Origin of the sequence: Bacillus sp. FSL M8-0077, assembly GCF_038050255.1 — a bacterium.
In the GTDB taxonomy this organism is placed as follows: domain Bacteria; phylum Bacillota; class Bacilli; order Bacillales; family Bacillaceae; genus Bacillus; species Bacillus altitudinis.
Map to the genome: position 1 here is coordinate 722,730 of NZ_JBBPAF010000001.1, position 15,849 is coordinate 738,578.

Here is a 15,849-nt window from a genome sequence, read left to right on the forward strand (position 1 = left end):
GAGTGAATGGGATGTCAGAAGCATATAAAAACGCCGGTGTCGACATCGAAGCAGGATACGAAGCCGTCAAACGAATGAAAACACATGTAGAACGTACAAAAAGAGCAGGTGTCATGGGGGCTCTAGGCGGATTTGGCGGGATGTTTGATTTATCTGAACTGCCATATAAAAAGCCCGTTCTTGTCTCAGGAACAGATGGTGTTGGTACGAAATTAAAGCTGGCATTTTTAATGGATCAGCACGATACGATCGGTGTAGATGCTGTTGCTATGTGTGTGAACGATGTACTTGCACAAGGAGCAGAGCCGCTCTTTTTCTTAGATTACTTAGCAGTTGGAAAAGCAGATCCTTTGAAAATTGAATCCATTGTCAAAGGTGTAGCTGACGGATGCGAGCAGTCTGGTTCAGCGCTTGTCGGCGGAGAGACAGCAGAAATGCCGGGTCTTTACACAGAAGAAGAATATGATATTGCTGGATTTTCTGTAGGTGTCGTTGAAAAGGATGAAATCGTCACAGGAGAGAACATCAAGGAAGGGCATTTGCTGATTGGACTCAGCTCTAGCGGAATTCATAGCAATGGCTATTCTCTTGTACGAAAAGTATTGCTTGAAGATGCGGGTCTAGATCTTCACCAAACGTATGAACCTTTTACAAGACCGCTTGGAGAAGAGCTGCTTGAACCGACGAAGATTTATGTCAAACCTGTTCTTAAACAAGTGAAAGCTGGCAAGGTTGACGGTATGGCACATGTGACAGGCGGTGGCTTTATTGAGAATTTACCACGTATGCTGCCTGAAGGGCTTGGTGTTGAGATTGATAACGGCTCATGGCCGGTTCCGCCTATTTTCTCCTTTATCCAAGAAAAAGGGCAATTAAAAGCAGAAGACATGTTCAATGTATTTAATATGGGCATCGGCTTTGTCCTAGCCGTCAAAGAGGATGATCTTGTGGATGTGATCAGCGGACTTGAACAAGACGGAGAGAAAGCATTCCTTATCGGACGAGTTCAAAAAGGAGAAGGCGTCACTTTCGGTGGTGGAAGCCTCTCATGAAAAAGTTTGCGATCTTCGCCTCTGGAAGCGGGACAAATTTTCAAGCCATTATTGATACGTTAAAAGAAGAACAGTGGCCGGCAAAAGCAGCCATTGTGATCTGTGATAAACCGGGTGCGAAGGTGCTGGAGCGGGCAGAGAAAGAGGGCATTCCGTCCTTTTCTTTTACGCCGAAGGCTTTCCCGAGTAAAGCCGCTTTTGAGCAAACCATCATTGAACAGCTGAAGCTGCATGAAGTGGAATGGATTTTCCTCGCTGGGTATATGCGACTGATCGGTCCGACATTGCTTGATGCATTTAGAGGGAAAATCGTGAATATCCACCCTTCTTTACTGCCAGCATTTCCTGGACTCGATGCGATTGGACAAGCCTATCAAGCAGGAGTCAAAGTGGCTGGTATCACGGTTCATTATGTCGACGAAGGCATGGATACCGGCCCGATTATTGATCAAGCAGCCATTCATATTGAACAAGGGGAAGACCTTGAATCCATTGAAAAAAGAATGCATGAATTAGAACACACACTATATCCAAAAGTGATCAAATCACTTTTAGAATTATCTTAATGAGGTGACAAAGGCATGACGATCAAACGCGCATTAATCAGTGTTTCCGATAAAACAAATCTTGTACCTTTTGTGAAAGAACTAACAGAACTTGGCGTTGAAGTGATTTCAACTGGTGGTACACACAAACTTCTTCAAGAGAACGGCATTGATGTCATTGGTATTTCTGAAGTGACTGGCTTCCCAGAAATCATGGACGGACGACTCAAAACGCTTCATCCGAACATTCACGGTGGACTATTAGCAGTGAGAGAAAACGATGAGCATATGGCACAGATTGAAAAGCACGGCATTCAGCCGATTGATCTTGTCGTTGTGAATCTATATCCATTCAAAGAGACCATTTCCAAAGACGATGTCACGTATGAAGAAGCGATTGAAAACATTGATATTGGCGGACCGGGTATGCTTCGTGCTGCTTCTAAAAACCATCAGGATGTCACTGTGATTGTAGACCCGCGTGATTATGATTCTGTCGTTCAACAAATCAAAGAAGGCGGCGTCTCACTAGAGAAAAAACGTGAGCTTGCAGCAAAAGTATTCCGTCATACAGCTGCTTACGATGCCCTGATTGCGGATTATTTAACGAACTTTGTTGGCGAAACAGAGCCAGAACAGTTCACAGTTACATTTGAGAAAAAACAATCTCTTCGTTATGGAGAAAACCCGCACCAAGCGGCGACGTTCTATGAAAATGCACTTCCAAGCAAAGGCTCTTTAGCTACTGCAACGCAATTACATGGAAAAGAACTTTCCTACAACAACATCAAAGATGCAGATGCAGCTCTTCAAATTGTACGTGAATTTACGGAGCCAGCGGCTGTGGCTGTAAAGCATATGAACCCATGTGGTGTTGGGACAGGGGAAACGATTGCAGAAGCATTTGATCGTGCATTTAAAGCAGATGAAACGTCTATTTTCGGCGGCATTGTGGCGCTTAATCGTGAAGTAGACAAGCAAACGGCTGAGGTGCTCCATACGATTTTCTTAGAAATCGTCATCGCACCATCGTTTAGCCAAGAAGCACTTGATGTGCTAACAGCGAAAAAGAACCTTCGTCTACTAACATTAGATGTAGAAGCAGATCTTGGGAAAAAAGAAAAGCAGCTCACAAGTGTTCATGGTGGATTGCTCGTTCAGGATATCGACACATACGGCTTAGAGGAAGCAACGATCTCTATCCCAACGAAGAGAGAGCCAACTGAAGACGAATGGAAAGACTTAAAGCTCGCTTGGAAAGTCGTCAAACATGTGAAATCAAATGCCATCGTTCTCGCGAAGGATCAAATGACAGCAGGTATTGGTGCTGGTCAAATGAACCGTGTTGGCTCGGCTAACATTGCGATTGAGCAAGCAGGTGAAAAGGCAAAAGGGAGTGCACTTGGTTCTGATGCATTTTTCCCAATGGGCGATACAGTAGAAGCTGCTGCAAAGGCAGGTGTCACAGCGATCATTCAGCCAGGTGGATCTATTCGTGATGAAGAATCGATTCAAAAGGCAGATGAATACGGCATCGCCATGGTCTTCACTGGCGTTAGACATTTCAAACATTAAGGGGATGACAGTGTGAACGTATTAATTATCGGCAGAGGCGGAAGAGAGCATACCATCGCATGGAAAGTGAATCAAAGCGAACTTGTCAGCCAAGTATTTGTCGCACCCGGCAATGATGGAATGACAGACGCTGCGAAACTTGTACCGATCGACGAAGGCGATCATGAGGCGTTAATTCGTTTTGCAAAAGACAATAACATCGGCTTAACAATTGTCGGTCCAGAGGTTCCTTTAATTGCAGGTGTCGTCGATGCATTTGAAGAAGCAGGTCTAAAGGTATTTGGACCGAATGCAAAAGCCGCAGTCATTGAAGGCTCAAAAGAATTTGCAAAAGACTTAATGAAAAATTATGATATCCCGACAGCCGCTTATGCCACCTTTACATCATTTGAAGAAGCGAAGGCATATGTGGAAGAAAAGGGTGCCCCAATTGTCATTAAAGCAGATGGGCTTGCCGCAGGAAAAGGCGTGACAGTGGCAATGACGCTTGAAGAGGCGATCAACTGCCTGCATGACTTTTTAGAGGATGAAAAGTTTGGCGATGCGAGTGCATCGGTTGTCATTGAAGAATTTTTAACAGGTGAAGAGTTTTCTCTGATGGCCTTTGTCAATGGAGAAAAGGTGTATCCGATGGTGATCGCACAGGATCATAAACGGGCATTTGAAGATGACAAAGGACCAAACACCGGCGGGATGGGCGCTTATTCACCGGTTCCACAAATTTCAGATGAAGTCGTACAAAAAGCGGTGGAAGACGTCGTTAAACCAGCAGCTCGCGCGATGGTGCAGGAAGAGCGTTCGTTTACAGGCATTTTATATGCAGGCTTAATGCTAACACCAGAAGGCTCTAAGGTCATTGAGTTCAATGCACGCTTTGGCGACCCTGAAACGCAAGTAGTACTCCCTCGTCTTGAATCAGATCTAGTCCAAGTCTTCCTCGACATTCTAGATGGAAAAGATGTGGACTTGCAGTGGAAAGACACAGCCGCTGTCAGTGTCGTTCTTGCATCAGAAGGATATCCGGAAGACTACGCAAAAGGCACGCCAATCGGTGCTTTGCAAACAACGGTCTCTGATGTTGTGACCTTCCACGCAGGAACAAAAAAAGAAAACGATCAATTCGTCACAAATGGCGGCCGAGTAGCAAATGTGACCGCATTTGACGACACATTTGAAGCGGCAAGATCAAGAGTGTATGAAGCGGTTGAAGAAATCATTCAGCCAGGTTTATTTTATCGCCGTGACATTGGCGCCCGTGCGCTGAAGGCGGCGGGGAAAACTACATGATTATACTAGACTCTCTCACTATGTGAGTGGGTCTTTTTTTATATTATAAAACTCACAGATAAACCTTAAAATTACTTTAAATGTATAAAAAAACCTTTTTATTTTCATTTTAATGTTATAATTTTAATATATTACAAAGGGAGGTATAATAATGAAAAAAGTGATTTCATCAGTTCTTCTAGTTCTCGTATTAGTAAGCTCAGCTTTTGCTATTCCCGCACCAACTTCTGCTAAAGAATTTGGTTCTATCAATCTTAATAAGGTTCATAATTTGGGTAAAACAGGAAATACCAAAATTGAAAAAATTTCATATGATCAATATGTTAAGGAAGTATCCAAATCAAGGGGTATCTCTAAGAAAGAAGTTCAAAAATCTTCTACAAATTTATCAAAGAAACAATTTAGTACAGCTGCAACAAAATACAGTATGCATAAAATGACAATTGTTCAGGATGTAGGTTTTTTATATCAACCTAAAGTTCAAATTTATGCTTGGACATATGCGAGTGGATCATTTGTACAATTTAAATATATTGAAGATATAGACTTAGACAGATATTCTAGCCTTGGTTCAAAACATTTTGCTGGTAAAGTTAAAGCAAAAATAACTTCTCCAACTGCTATTTGGTGGTATGTAAATGGAGACTTCTATAATAATGGAACCACTAATGTATCAATAAGTGGAAGTGGTTCTGCAGCAGTAAAAGGGGTAACAGTAACTGGTAGTTTCTCAGTTTCTAAATCTTCAAATCACTACAAATATTGGAATAATAGTGGTACTAAACATCGTTAATTATAGAAATTATTTTCTGAAATTTTCGAGAAAATTGGTTTAATCAAAACACCTTTCTATCTGACGAGATGGAAAGGTGTTTTTTCTTCTTCTGTTGATAGGAGGGATGCGGGCAGATTATGAAGAAGTAGTATGGGATCACGAATAGATTTAGGGAGGCAACATGGAAATCAAAGCATTTATCATCTTTGCAAACGTCATGCTTATTTTATATCTCATAACTATAAATAACATCATGGTGACTGCTATTAAGCAGAATAAATTGAAAAAAGGCGTAGCCATTAGTTATATGATCCTATCCATTTTTTCTGGTATTGCTATTTCTTCATTTTTAATTTGGAAGTTTTTCATTAGCTAAGAGGGGAATGAGTGTATGGTGCAATTGAAGAAACTTGCAAACGAGCGTTTTTCTGCTTTGATCTGTATGGATTCATTCAATGAGCGAATTCGTTTGGATGATTATAGCGGCAGGGTGCAGGATGTGATTCAGTCCGTTCTTCAGGAAGCAGCGGACTGTAAGGCTTCTAAGGTCATTGTAAAAGTAAGGCGTGAGCATATGTCTCTTTTCTTAGAGAAAGGCTTTCGACTTGAAGGGGTGTTTTCTCATTATTTCCTGGGAAGTGATGCGTACGGAATGTCGCTCTTTCTGACGGAAGATCGGATGAACAGCCCGTTTTGGCTGAAGGAAGATGAAATGGTTGCGTCTATTCAAGGAAAGCCGATCAAAAAAGACGAGGGCGCGTGGCAGGATGAGTATGTGATGAGGAAAGCCGGTCCAGAGGATGTGCACAAGCTGGCAAAGCTCTATGATACTGTCTTTGAAACGTATCCCACGCCCATGAACGAGCCAGATTACATCCAAAAGGTGATGGAGGAAGGGACTATTTTTTATGCCATTGAACATGACGGACACATTGTGAGTGCGGCATCCGCCGAAATCAATGCACCGTATGGACATGCGGAATTAACAGATTGTGCGACCCTTCCAACATACAGAAAACTAGGATTCATGCATCATTTGATTCTAGCACTCGAAAAAGAACTCCAGTCGATGCATATCTATGTCTTTTATTCTCTTGCACGTGCACTTTCCTACGGAATGAATCAAGTGTTTTATCAGCTTGGGTATACGTATACCGGGCGCTTCCAAAACAACTGCTATATTTTCGATAAAATTGAAGATATGAATCTATGGGTGAAAACGCCGAATGAATCATGAAATGGTTCTCATCTGATCAAGCAGGCCAGATAGGCGGTACGCCATAATACTTAGCTGCAGCTTCATCCGATCATCAGTGGATTTGAGGCTACAGCCTGTTCTCGTTTCAATTTGTTTCAATCGATAGCTTAATGTATGCCGGTGAATAAACAATTCCCCCGCAGATTTTTGAATATTTTCATTGTGTGCTAAATACACTTCGAGTGTATGGATCAGATCAGCCCCTTGTTTTTTCGTATAAAGCAATGGGCTTAACAGCTCCACGTAAAAATCGTGCAAATTCATTCCGGCTTCGTTCATTTCAAGGAGCATGCCATATAAGCCGAGCTTCTGATAATGAATGATGCTCTCGTCTGTCTTTAGAAGAGGAAGAAGCCTTGCTGCATACTGGGCTTCTTTTGCACTTTTGGCAAAGAGACTGATCTGGTCGTAGGCTCTTCCAATGCCAATCACAATGGGATGGACGGGGAAAAAATAAGACCAAGTACTGCGGCATTCTTCTGATGCGCGATACCAATTTGTTTCTTGGAAAGTGCTTTTCCCCGCTGGTGTCAGGACGAAAATGGAATCAAGCCTTGCCTTTAATAAAAAAGGAATTTGTCTGCGTTCAAAAATGGATGTGAGCAATTGAGATAGGCGCTGCACCATCTGATGATCGAGCTGTGTGTGCTGATGCTGAAAGTGAAAGTAGATGACAACTTGTTCATCACTCATATCATATTGAAGCTTTCTTGCTTGTTCGACCACATAGCTTTCTTCTGTGTATTGCTGCTGCAACATATCATCTAACAAATGACCCTGCATTTGATTTTCTGTATCTTGGATGGCCTTTTGTTTTAGCCATTCAATCGCATACACCGCCCCGGCATGCTCAATTGCAATCGCATCGAGATGATGCCACGCCTCCTTTTTCTTTAAAGACACAATAAACCCGAAAATATCGCCCATCGCAATCACTGGGCATGCAGCGAGGACAAACGCACCGCACGTGTCATAGACGAGCCGCCCTTTCTCCTCTGCCTGCTTAAGAAGAGATGTTGTTTCAATTGGTTCACGATCTGTCAGAAAGCCAAAGGCAGGAGAATATGTCACTTCATCCTTTACAAGATGAGCCGCCTTTTGATGCAAAAAGACATCGAGCACGACGATGTTCGCCATAGTGAGATGTGCCAGCTCATCCGTAATTTGCGTCACATTTTTATTGCTCACATTTAATTGGGTCAGTCTTTGATGAATCGCGGAAGAATATTTGAGCTGATGGAGCTGACTGCTGACGATTTGTTCTAGAACGGCTTTTGTGATGTCTGAAAAATTGACATGGGGCGGAATCTCGATGAGCGGAATACCGCTATTTTCGGCGGCTTCAATGAGTGATGCGGGAATTTCCGTTAAGTACACGCCTTTATAAATGGCAATGGCTGAAAGACGATGAGATTGAATCAATTTTTCAAGCCGGATGCGTCTTTCTTTATTTTCTGTCAGCCCAAATCCAGTTGTAACAAGTAATTCTCCTTCGGAAAGTCTAGATGTGTCCTCAATAATTTCCACAATGGTCACCCACTGGATAAGACGATCCAGTCCATTTTCTCCAGCAAGCAGTTTGGTTTCTTTCATCATATCGAGCGAGAGTGCATCTTTGACGAGAATCGCCATAGACTCATGACCTCCTTTTGAACACTCTTATACACCATGTATAAAAAACACGTGTGAAATTCGGGCATATGGCGAATGGAGGATGACTGCCCTCTTGATTAAGCTAATCTTATACCAAGTATACAAAATTTTCTTGCGATTCATGTGAAAAGAAAAGTGCAGCTGCTGACAAGAGAGGGAGGAATGACAAAGTGGAGACCCGGGATTACTTAATCAAACCGATGTTAAATCAGCAATATCCTGTGGCTGTGAGAGGAGAGGGGATTTATTTATATGATCGGGACGGAAAAAAATATATAGATGGCTCATCAGGGGCAGTCACGGCAAGTATTGGACATGGCATACAAGAGATTATTGATGCGATGACGGAGCAAGCGAAAAAGGTGAGCTTTACGTACAGGTCACAATTTACGAATGAACCAGCGGAAGAACTAGCGTATGAATTGAGTACACTTTGCCCAGGTGATCTGAACTGGTCTTTTTTTGTAGGGAGCGGTTCAGAGGCAACGGAGACCGCTATGAAAATGGCGATTCAGCATTGGCAGGAGCAGGGGAAGACGGAAAAAAATCATATCATCTCAAGATGGATGAGTTACCACGGTATTACATTAGGGGCGTTGTCGATGTCAGGTCATATTGCAAGGAGAGAGCGTTTTGAACCACTGCTTGAAAAGCACCCAGTGCTGTCTCCGCCCTATAGCTACCGGTCATGGCTGCCAAAGGAAGACAGCAAGCAGGTCGAGTGGTATGTCCAGGAATTTAAAACCGTCATCCAGCGTATAGGAAAAGAGAGGATTGCCGCATTGATCGCCGAACCGATTGTTGGCGCAGCGGGAGCGGCGCTCCTGCCGCCAGACGGATATTTCGAAGCGATGAAGCGTGTCTGTGAAGAAAACGACATATTAATGATCGCAGATGAAGTCATGACGGGCTTTGGACGAACTGGGAAAATGTTTGCGATGGAACATTGGGGCACGGTACCAGATATCATGGTTCTCGGAAAGGGAATGAGCGCAGGTTATTCCCCGATCGCAGCAGTTGTCTCAACGGATCGTGTGATGGCACCAATTATCAGCGGCTCCGGCTCTGTCATGGCAGGGCACACATATAGTGCCAATCCGCTTTCAGCAGCCGTTTCATTAGCGGTTATTCGATATATGAAAAAACACCAGCTTCCCGAACGGGCTGAACTTTCCGGGCGATATCTGATGAATGCTTTAAAAGATCTGCAAGTAAATCATTCCATCATAGGAGATGTGAGAGGGAAGGGATTACTTATTGGTATTGAGTTTGTCGCAGATCGTTTATCCAAAACGCCATTTCCTGCACATGCTCAGATAACCAATCTCGTCGTTGAAACGGCAAAACAAAAGGGACTGCTTGTGTATCCAGCGAGCGCTGGAGAGGATGGGGTCGGAGGCGCAGCGGTCATGATCGCACCACCGCTTTCCATCACACAGCAGGAGATGGAAGAACTGATTGATATATTCGGGCAGACGATCACGCAAGTTGAACAAGAAGTCATCAATCGAGGGTTTTTCCCATCTGCTATGTAAGGAGGAACGAACATGAACAAAACTGTCGGTTTGGATGAAGTGATGATGCGATTAAAAGATGGCATGACCATCATGTTTGGTGGATTTGGCGGCGTTGGTTCACCACCATCGTTGATTGATGCCATTTTGGAAGCAAATATTCAAGATCTGACATTGATCGGAAATGATGCAGGTTTCCCGCAAATTGGTGTAGGCCGGCTCATCACAGAAGGAAGAGTGAAAAAAATCATCGCCTCCCATATCGGCTCAAATCCCATTGCCGGACAGAAAATGCAGGCTGGTACATTAGACGTTCATTTTTATCCGCAAGGCATTCTTGCAGAAAAAATCAGAGCAGGTGGAATGGGGCTGGCGGGCATTGTGACAGATGTTGGGATGGATAGCCTAAATCTCTATGAGAAACAATTGGTTGAGCTGAATGGAAAGAATTATATGTTGGAGCCTGCGCTCACAGCGGATATTGCCATCGTCAATGCCTATAAAGCAGATGAAGCGGGAAACCTGATTTTTGATAAAAGCGCACGGAATACAAACCCGATTGTGGCGATGGCAGGAGACTGGACCATTGCGGAGGTAGAAGAAATTGTGGCAGCGGGGCAGCTCGATCCAGAAGAAATCGTGACGCCAGGCGTATTTGTGAATCAAATCGTGCAATCAAAAGGAGTGAACTGGACATGGGCATGGGAGACATCGATTTAAGACATCGCATTGCCAAAAGAGCAGCACAAGAAATTGAAGATGGCATGATTGTGAATCTTGGGATCGGCATTCCGACCCTAGCAGCAGATTACATTCCATCACATTACGAGGTGTGGCTGCATGCAGAAAACGGCATTATGGGGGCAGGAGCCTCGCCTCTGCAAGGGGAAGAAGATCCGAATTTGTGCAATGCCGGTGGTTTTCCCATTACGTTGACAAAGGGCGGCTCGTACATGGACAGTACGACTGCTTTTGGCATCATCCGAAAAGGCATGCTGGATATGACGATTTTGGGTGCACTTGAAGTAAGCAGTAAAGGGGATCTTGCCAATTGGATTGTACCGGGGAAAAGAGTACCGGGTATGGGCGGAGCGATTGAGCTGGCGCAAAAAGCGAAAAAAGTGGTGGTGGTGATGAGCCACCTTGATAAACACGGTCGATCTAAAGTGAAATCGACTTGTACATTGCCCTTAACCGCTAAAGCGTGTGTCGATTTGATTATTACGGATATGGCGGTCATTGAGGTCAAGTCTCAGTTGCTCATTTTACGTGAAGTCATGCCACCATTTGAGCCGGAAGATGTCATGAGGGCGACTGAAGCGCCATTAATTTTAGCGCCTGATGTCAAATCTGTTGTGTAGAAAGGATGAGCAACTTGAAGCCAATGACACGTATCAGAAACTGGATGAAAGAGCATCAGGATGAAGCCATTACGCTTCTTCAGCAATTGGTGCAATGTGACAGCACTCAAGGAAATGAAGAAAACGTGCAGCAAATCGTGGCCAATAAACTGTCCGCCATTGGCTTTGATGTAGACGTTTGGGAAATTGGCGGCGATGAATTACTAGAGCATCCTTATTTTTATTCCCAGCGCCGATCTTTTCAAGGGAGTCCCAACGTTGCTGGGCGATTGAAAGGAAAAGGTGGCGGCAAATCGATTTTATTAAACGGGCACGTCGATGTGGTTCCGGCAGGAGATACGAATCAATGGACATATCCGCCCTACAGCGGGCATATCATAAACGGGAGACTTTATGGACGCGGGGCTACAGATATGAAAGGCGGAAATGTTTCTTTACTCTTTGCGCTTGAGGCACTGCATGCGCTTCAGATTCCCCTGAAAGGAGATGTGGTGTTTCATAGTGTCGTCGAAGAGGAAAGCGGCGGAGCAGGCACACTTGCAGCGATATTGAAAGGGTACACAGCGGATGCTGCCATCATTCCGGAGCCAAGTCATATGAACATTTTTCCGATTCAGCAAGGATCAAAGTGGTTCAGGCTGCATATTAAAGGAAGGGCAGCTCATGGCGGAACAAGGTATCACGGTGTTTCGGCTATTGAAAAGAGCACGGTGGTCCTTTCTCATATAGCGGCACTAGAAAAAGAAAGAAATCAGCGAGTGACGGAGCCTCTGTTTCAGCATATCCCGATTCCAATTCCTATCAACATTGGGAAAATTCAAGGCGGTGATTGGCCGTCCTCTGTCGCAGATCTTGTCACAATGGAAGGCAGGCTTGGTGTGATGCCAGGTGAGACAGTTGAGCAGGCAGAGAAGGAATTAGAAAATTGGATGACTGGACTCGCTGAAAAGGATGATTGGTTTCAAGAACATCCTGTGGAGGTGGAGTGGTTTGGTGCTAGATGGCTTCCAGGGTCAATCGACTCTGATCACCCGCTTTTAGGTCTATTGAAGGAACAATATGAAGAGGTCATGCAGCACCCGCCAAAGGTGGAAGCCGCCCCTTGGGGGACAGACGGCGGATTACTGTCACAAGCAGCGGATATCCCAATCATTGTGTTTGGACCTGGAACGACAGAGCTTGCCCATTTCCCGAATGAATCCATTGAGATCAAACATGTGATTGAAGCAGCAGAAATCATTGCTGGTACGTTGGTCAAATGGTGCGAAGCAGCGGAGTGATTCACACACAAAAAAAGAAGGCTGTCTACTCAGCCTTCTCTTTATAGGTGTTCTGCTGCTCACACATATAGGTCACTGGACAAAAACGAAGAATACCTGAACCCAATTTTAATCCGCCGAGCATGATGCCAAAAAGCAGCATTTTACTCCAAGGTTTTCGAGCATATAAGGATCCAGCTACAGTACATATCGTCATTCCGCAGGCAATTCTCATGAGCGCTTCCATTAAGCCAAGATTAGGTTTCATTGCAAGTGATTCTCCTTTTTTAAATTATTTTAAGTGTGATTTCAAGAAATTGTAACGTTTCATTAATGCGTAACGTGGTTCGTTATGTTACGATAGGGCTAATACAAATGAAGGAGAGTATGTGAATGTCCGAACGTACTTTTAATTGGAGAAACAATGACATCCGCACACAAATCGATGTAGTCGACTCAAAAATAGTTCCAACACTCCTTTTAACGAATGGACTCGTGCTAAACCCGTTTTTGAAGCAATGGGTGAAGGCAAATATTTGGATACATGATGATCGAATTGTTTATGTCGGAGCAGAGCTTCCTCAAAATAAATCAGCTAAACGTGTGATTGATTGTGAAGGTAAATACATTGTGCCGGGGTATATTGAACCTCACGCGCATCCGTTCCATATTTATAATCCCCAATCACTTGCAGAATATGTGTCTCAATTTGGCACAACAACGATGGTCAGCGATAACTTATTTCTTCTTTTGCAAAGCAATGAAAAGAAAGCGCTTTCCACTCTATGTGAATTAAAAAAGCAGCCATTTCAGTATTTCTGGTGGTCCAGATACGATCTTCAAACCGAGGTCAGGTATGAAGATGAGATGCTTCCTATTAACTATCGGAAAGAATGGATTGATCATCCCGACGTCCTTCAAGGCGGCGAATTAACGAGCTGGCCAAGATTAATGGACGGTGATGATCTCATTTTATATTGCATGCAAGAAACGAAGAAGCAGAGAAAACGAATAGAAGGGCATTTCCCTGGGGCTTCTGAGAAAACGCTAACAAAAATGAAGCTGTTTGGAGCGGACAGTGATCATGAAGCAATGAATGCAGATGATGTGCTCAAACGCTTGTCTCTTGGCTATCATGTGTCCTTGCGTCATTCTTCCATCCGCCCAGATTTAGTGAATATTTTAAGAGAATTGCATGAGCGTGACTTTAGGCATTACGATCACTTTTTCTATACAACAGATGGATCAGCGCCTCACTTTTATGAAGAAGGCATGATCAATCGTCTCATTTCAATTGCCCTTGAAGAAGGCGTGCCTACTATTGATGCGTACAATATGGCGACCTTTAACATTGCGAAATACTATCAAATCGATGACTTATTAGGCGTGGTCGGTCCTGGCCGATTGGCTTCTTTGAATATCTTAGATGATCCGATGAATCCAAATCCAGAAACGGTGATTTCTAAAGGGGTGATCCTTAAATTAGAGGGGGAGAACCAGCATCAATTCCAAGAGACAAAATGGGAAAATGGCGGGCTCGAACCATTAGACTTAAGCTATGACCTGACAATGAGTGACTTACAATTCTCAATGCCGCTTGGTGTCAAAATGCGAAATGCTGTCATCATGGAGCCTTATACAGTGGAGATTGATAACTCTGTCAACCAGCTGTCCTGTGACCATGATCAGAGCTTCTTCAGCCTGATTGATCGAAAAGGCGAGTGGCGCGTGAACACAATGTTAAAAGGATTTGCAAACAAGGTGCAAGGGTTTGTCAGCTCATTTTCAACCACTGGTGACATTTTAGTGATTGGGAAAAATAAAGATGATATGATGCTCGCTCATAAGCGAATGAAAGAAATTGGCGGAGGAATCGTGCTCACAGAAAACGGAAAGATTTTGCATGAAATCCCGCTGCAATTATCAGGCTGTGCATCAGCTGAACCGTTTGAAACGGTTCTTCAGCAGGAGCAAACGTTACGGGAGCTACTCATTGAGCGCGGGTATCCATTTGACTGCCCGATTGATACACTTGTCTTTTTTCAAAGCACACACTTGCCGTATATTCGCGTGACACCAAGAGGAATATTTGATGTCATGAAAAAAACTGTACTCTTTCCGTCTATAATGCGTTAAAATATAACAGAGTGGAGCTGTATCATATTTGCTAGATTTCTGACCGCTGTTATAGGGCAGAAGCAAGGAGATCTCTTCGCTGCTAGATATGGTGACAAAGCATAGGGCTTTGACATGACGAATGAAGTGCCCAATTGTAAAATGAATCTGTCGGTTACGCTGGCCGACCAACATATTTTGAATAATTAAGCAAGGCGGGGCGCAGGTTTGTCGTCTCGCCAAGCTGTCTACACATACTGTTTTTTAGGGAAAGACTTAACAGAGCAGAAGTGTTCTAGATATCGGAAGCAAACAAGTTTGTCAGATTGTCGCACAAGGAATATGACAAAACTTGTCGAATTTGTTTACGATAAAGAAGCTTCGGCTTACGAAAGAACCTGATGGCATTTTCAGCGTAGAACCAAACCTGTCATGATTCGTTCAAAGCTCATTGCTGAGGTTGAAAAAAATGAGTCAGGAAAGATACCGCTTTCTCGGAAAAGTCAGTGCGGAGCGGTGTGCCAATAGTAAAGGAGAAGATGTATAAAGATGCAAATTGATAAATTAAGGGGCAAAAGCTTAGATCAGCTATTCAACTCCATCTTATCCCTTAAAGACCTGGAAGAATGTTATCGATTTTTTGATGATTTGTGCACCATCAATGAAATCCAATCTTTATCACAGCGTCTTGAAGTAGCGCGTATGCTTCGCGAGGGAAATACGTATCACAAAATTGAAACGGAAACAGGTGCAAGTACAGCCACTATCTCACGTGTCAAACGCTGCTTGAACTACGGAAATGATGCCTATACGATGGCACTTGACCGCGTAGCAGAGCAACAAGCAACGGACGAAACAAAATAAAGCAGCTTTCACTGCAAACATTCTTTATGATTTGTCGTTTTGAAGTTGAACAAGTAGAGCCATTTCATTTGAAATGGCTCTATTTGATATCATCCAGTTCTCCCATAAACCATCGTTCACCTTCATAGGACACTTCATCGTCATCAGTGATCACTTCCTTAAAACCGATGGTTCGCATATTTTGCGCAACAGATAAATCCCATTCTTTTTGAATATTTCTTTGATCAGAAAGGGGAAGCCATGTCTGATACTCATCTTGTCTGTTGAAGAAATCTTTCACATAAGAATCCCCTGTAAACACAATGATTTGTGAATGCCATAATCCAGGCAGATCGACTGCGACCACGACACGATATATTTCCCCGTCGTTTCGTTTCAAATCAATGAGATGCTCAGCTCTATTCAATAGAGTTTGAATGCATAGACGTTTGATCTTTTTCGGTGTTCTGCTGGAAGTCATAAAATCATAAGCCGCTGGTAGAGGCAGGTGCCAGTAGTCATGAGAAACATTCGCCGGAAACGACTGCGTATTTGCGTTAATTTCTTTTATGATCTGTTGAGTCTTTCGTTTCATACCGCGGACCTTTTCAA

The 15,849-nt window shown here is 43.6% G+C and carries 16 protein-coding genes; 13 read left to right on the forward strand and 3 right to left on the reverse strand.

The genetic code is table 11. The annotated features are described in order from the left end of the window. The first annotated feature begins 11 nt into the window (after positions 1–11). From purM to ablB, 7 genes are all read left to right on the forward strand, one after another. Positions 12–1,052: a phosphoribosylformylglycinamidine cyclo-ligase gene (gene purM, locus NST57_RS03600; protein WP_019743757.1), complete on the forward strand. Its 1,041-nt coding sequence runs from the start codon at positions 12–14 to the stop codon at positions 1,050–1,052. After that, positions 1,049–1,618: a phosphoribosylglycinamide formyltransferase gene (purN, locus tag NST57_RS03605; RefSeq protein ID WP_008344288.1), complete on the forward strand. Its 570-nt coding sequence runs from the start codon at positions 1,049–1,051 to the stop codon at positions 1,616–1,618. The genes purM and purN overlap by 4 nt, the downstream gene beginning before the upstream one ends. A gap of 15 nt (positions 1,619–1,633) precedes the next feature. Then, complete coding sequence (gene purH, locus NST57_RS03610) at positions 1,634–3,172, forward strand: bifunctional phosphoribosylaminoimidazolecarboxamide formyltransferase/IMP cyclohydrolase (protein WP_008344287.1); 1,539 nt, start codon at positions 1,634–1,636, stop codon at positions 3,170–3,172. 12 nt (positions 3,173–3,184) lie between these two features. Further along, on the forward strand, positions 3,185–4,459 hold the full coding sequence (gene purD, locus NST57_RS03615; RefSeq protein WP_256689062.1) for a phosphoribosylamine--glycine ligase: 1,275 nt from the start codon (positions 3,185–3,187) through the stop codon (positions 4,457–4,459). Between the two features lie 151 nt (positions 4,460–4,610). Further along, positions 4,611–5,252: a hypothetical protein gene (locus tag NST57_RS03620; protein ID WP_071167948.1), complete on the forward strand. Its 642-nt coding sequence runs from the start codon at positions 4,611–4,613 to the stop codon at positions 5,250–5,252. Between the two features lie 163 nt (positions 5,253–5,415). Continuing rightward, positions 5,416–5,610 carry a hypothetical protein gene (locus NST57_RS03625; protein ID WP_341298060.1) on the forward strand — a complete coding sequence of 65 codons (195 nt, stop codon included), beginning with the start codon at positions 5,416–5,418 and terminating at the stop codon, positions 5,608–5,610. A gap of 15 nt (positions 5,611–5,625) precedes the next feature. Continuing rightward, positions 5,626–6,471: a putative beta-lysine N-acetyltransferase gene (gene ablB / locus NST57_RS03630; RefSeq protein WP_341298061.1), complete on the forward strand. Its 846-nt coding sequence runs from the start codon at positions 5,626–5,628 to the stop codon at positions 6,469–6,471. Here the strand turns inward: ablB and NST57_RS03635 are convergent. Further along, on the reverse strand, positions 6,466–8,124 hold the full coding sequence (locus NST57_RS03635) for a PucR family transcriptional regulator (protein WP_341298062.1): 1,659 nt from the start codon (positions 8,122–8,124) through the stop codon (positions 6,466–6,468). The two genes, ablB and NST57_RS03635, sit on opposite strands and share 6 nt — an antisense overlap. Before the next feature lie 191 nt (positions 8,125–8,315). On the opposite strand from NST57_RS03635, the gene NST57_RS03640 reads away from it, so the two are divergent. From NST57_RS03640 to NST57_RS03655, 4 genes are read left to right on the forward strand one after another with little or no spacing between them, the layout of a single operon-like run. After that, the gene (locus NST57_RS03640; RefSeq protein ID WP_341298063.1) at positions 8,316–9,680 is read left to right on the forward strand and encodes an aspartate aminotransferase family protein; all 1,365 of its coding nucleotides are present in this window, start codon (positions 8,316–8,318) and stop codon (positions 9,678–9,680) included. Between the two features lie 12 nt (positions 9,681–9,692). Further along, complete coding sequence (locus NST57_RS03645; protein WP_341298064.1) at positions 9,693–10,379, forward strand: CoA transferase subunit A; 687 nt, start codon at positions 9,693–9,695, stop codon at positions 10,377–10,379. Beyond that, positions 10,355–11,020 (forward strand): 3-oxoacid CoA-transferase subunit B, encoded by a 666-nt coding sequence (locus NST57_RS03650; protein WP_341298065.1) that lies wholly within the window; start codon positions 10,355–10,357, stop codon positions 11,018–11,020. The genes NST57_RS03645 and NST57_RS03650 overlap by 25 nt, the downstream gene beginning before the upstream one ends. Before the next feature lie 14 nt (positions 11,021–11,034). Then, positions 11,035–12,300: a peptidase gene (locus tag NST57_RS03655; RefSeq protein WP_341298066.1), complete on the forward strand. Its 1,266-nt coding sequence runs from the start codon at positions 11,035–11,037 to the stop codon at positions 12,298–12,300. A gap of 25 nt (positions 12,301–12,325) precedes the next feature. Here the strand turns inward: NST57_RS03655 and NST57_RS03660 are convergent, their stop codons facing one another. Further along, a complete protein-coding gene (locus tag NST57_RS03660) occupies positions 12,326–12,547 on the reverse strand; it encodes a YgaP-like transmembrane domain (protein ID WP_142154275.1) in 222 nt (73 codons plus the stop codon). A 125-nt stretch (positions 12,548–12,672) separates the two neighbouring features. Between NST57_RS03660 and NST57_RS03665 the strand changes: the two genes are divergently transcribed. Next, the gene (locus tag NST57_RS03665) at positions 12,673–14,415 is read left to right on the forward strand and encodes an adenine deaminase C-terminal domain-containing protein (RefSeq protein ID WP_041093185.1); all 1,743 of its coding nucleotides are present in this window, start codon (positions 12,673–12,675) and stop codon (positions 14,413–14,415) included. A 528-nt stretch (positions 14,416–14,943) separates the two neighbouring features. Further along, a complete protein-coding gene (locus NST57_RS03670) occupies positions 14,944–15,258 on the forward strand; it encodes a YerC/YecD family TrpR-related protein (protein WP_007496879.1) in 315 nt (104 codons plus the stop codon). Between the two features lie 79 nt (positions 15,259–15,337). On the opposite strand, the gene NST57_RS03675 is transcribed toward NST57_RS03670, so the two are convergent. After that, positions 15,338–15,832 (reverse strand): DUF3916 domain-containing protein, encoded by a 495-nt coding sequence (locus tag NST57_RS03675; RefSeq protein WP_341298067.1) that lies wholly within the window; start codon positions 15,830–15,832, stop codon positions 15,338–15,340. Between the last annotated feature and the right edge of the window lie 17 nt (positions 15,833–15,849).

Coding starts and splice junctions, on each gene's coding strand:
- purN (WP_008344288.1), top strand. CDS start 1,049: ATGAAAAAGTTTGCGATCTTCGCCTCTGGAAGCGGGACAAATTTTCAA.
- purH (WP_008344287.1), top strand. CDS start 1,634: ATGACGATCAAACGCGCATTAATCAGTGTTTCCGATAAAACAAATCTT.
- ablB (WP_341298061.1), top strand. CDS start 5,626: ATGGTGCAATTGAAGAAACTTGCAAACGAGCGTTTTTCTGCTTTGATC.
- NST57_RS03645 (WP_341298064.1), top strand. CDS start 9,693: ATGAACAAAACTGTCGGTTTGGATGAAGTGATGATGCGATTAAAAGAT.
- NST57_RS03635 (WP_341298062.1), bottom strand. CDS start 8,124: ATGGCGATTCTCGTCAAAGATGCACTCTCGCTCGATATGATGAAAGAA.
- NST57_RS03660 (WP_142154275.1), bottom strand. CDS start 12,547: ATGAAACCTAATCTTGGCTTAATGGAAGCGCTCATGAGAATTGCCTGC.
- NST57_RS03625 (WP_341298060.1), top strand. CDS start 5,416: ATGGAAATCAAAGCATTTATCATCTTTGCAAACGTCATGCTTATTTTA.
- purM (WP_019743757.1), top strand. CDS start 12: ATGTCAGAAGCATATAAAAACGCCGGTGTCGACATCGAAGCAGGATAC.
- NST57_RS03665 (WP_041093185.1), top strand. CDS start 12,673: ATGTCCGAACGTACTTTTAATTGGAGAAACAATGACATCCGCACACAA.
- NST57_RS03675 (WP_341298067.1), bottom strand. CDS start 15,832: ATGAAACGAAAGACTCAACAGATCATAAAAGAAATTAACGCAAATACG.
- NST57_RS03670 (WP_007496879.1), top strand. CDS start 14,944: ATGCAAATTGATAAATTAAGGGGCAAAAGCTTAGATCAGCTATTCAAC.
- NST57_RS03620 (WP_071167948.1), top strand. CDS start 4,611: ATGAAAAAAGTGATTTCATCAGTTCTTCTAGTTCTCGTATTAGTAAGC.
- NST57_RS03650 (WP_341298065.1), top strand. CDS start 10,355: ATGGGCATGGGAGACATCGATTTAAGACATCGCATTGCCAAAAGAGCA.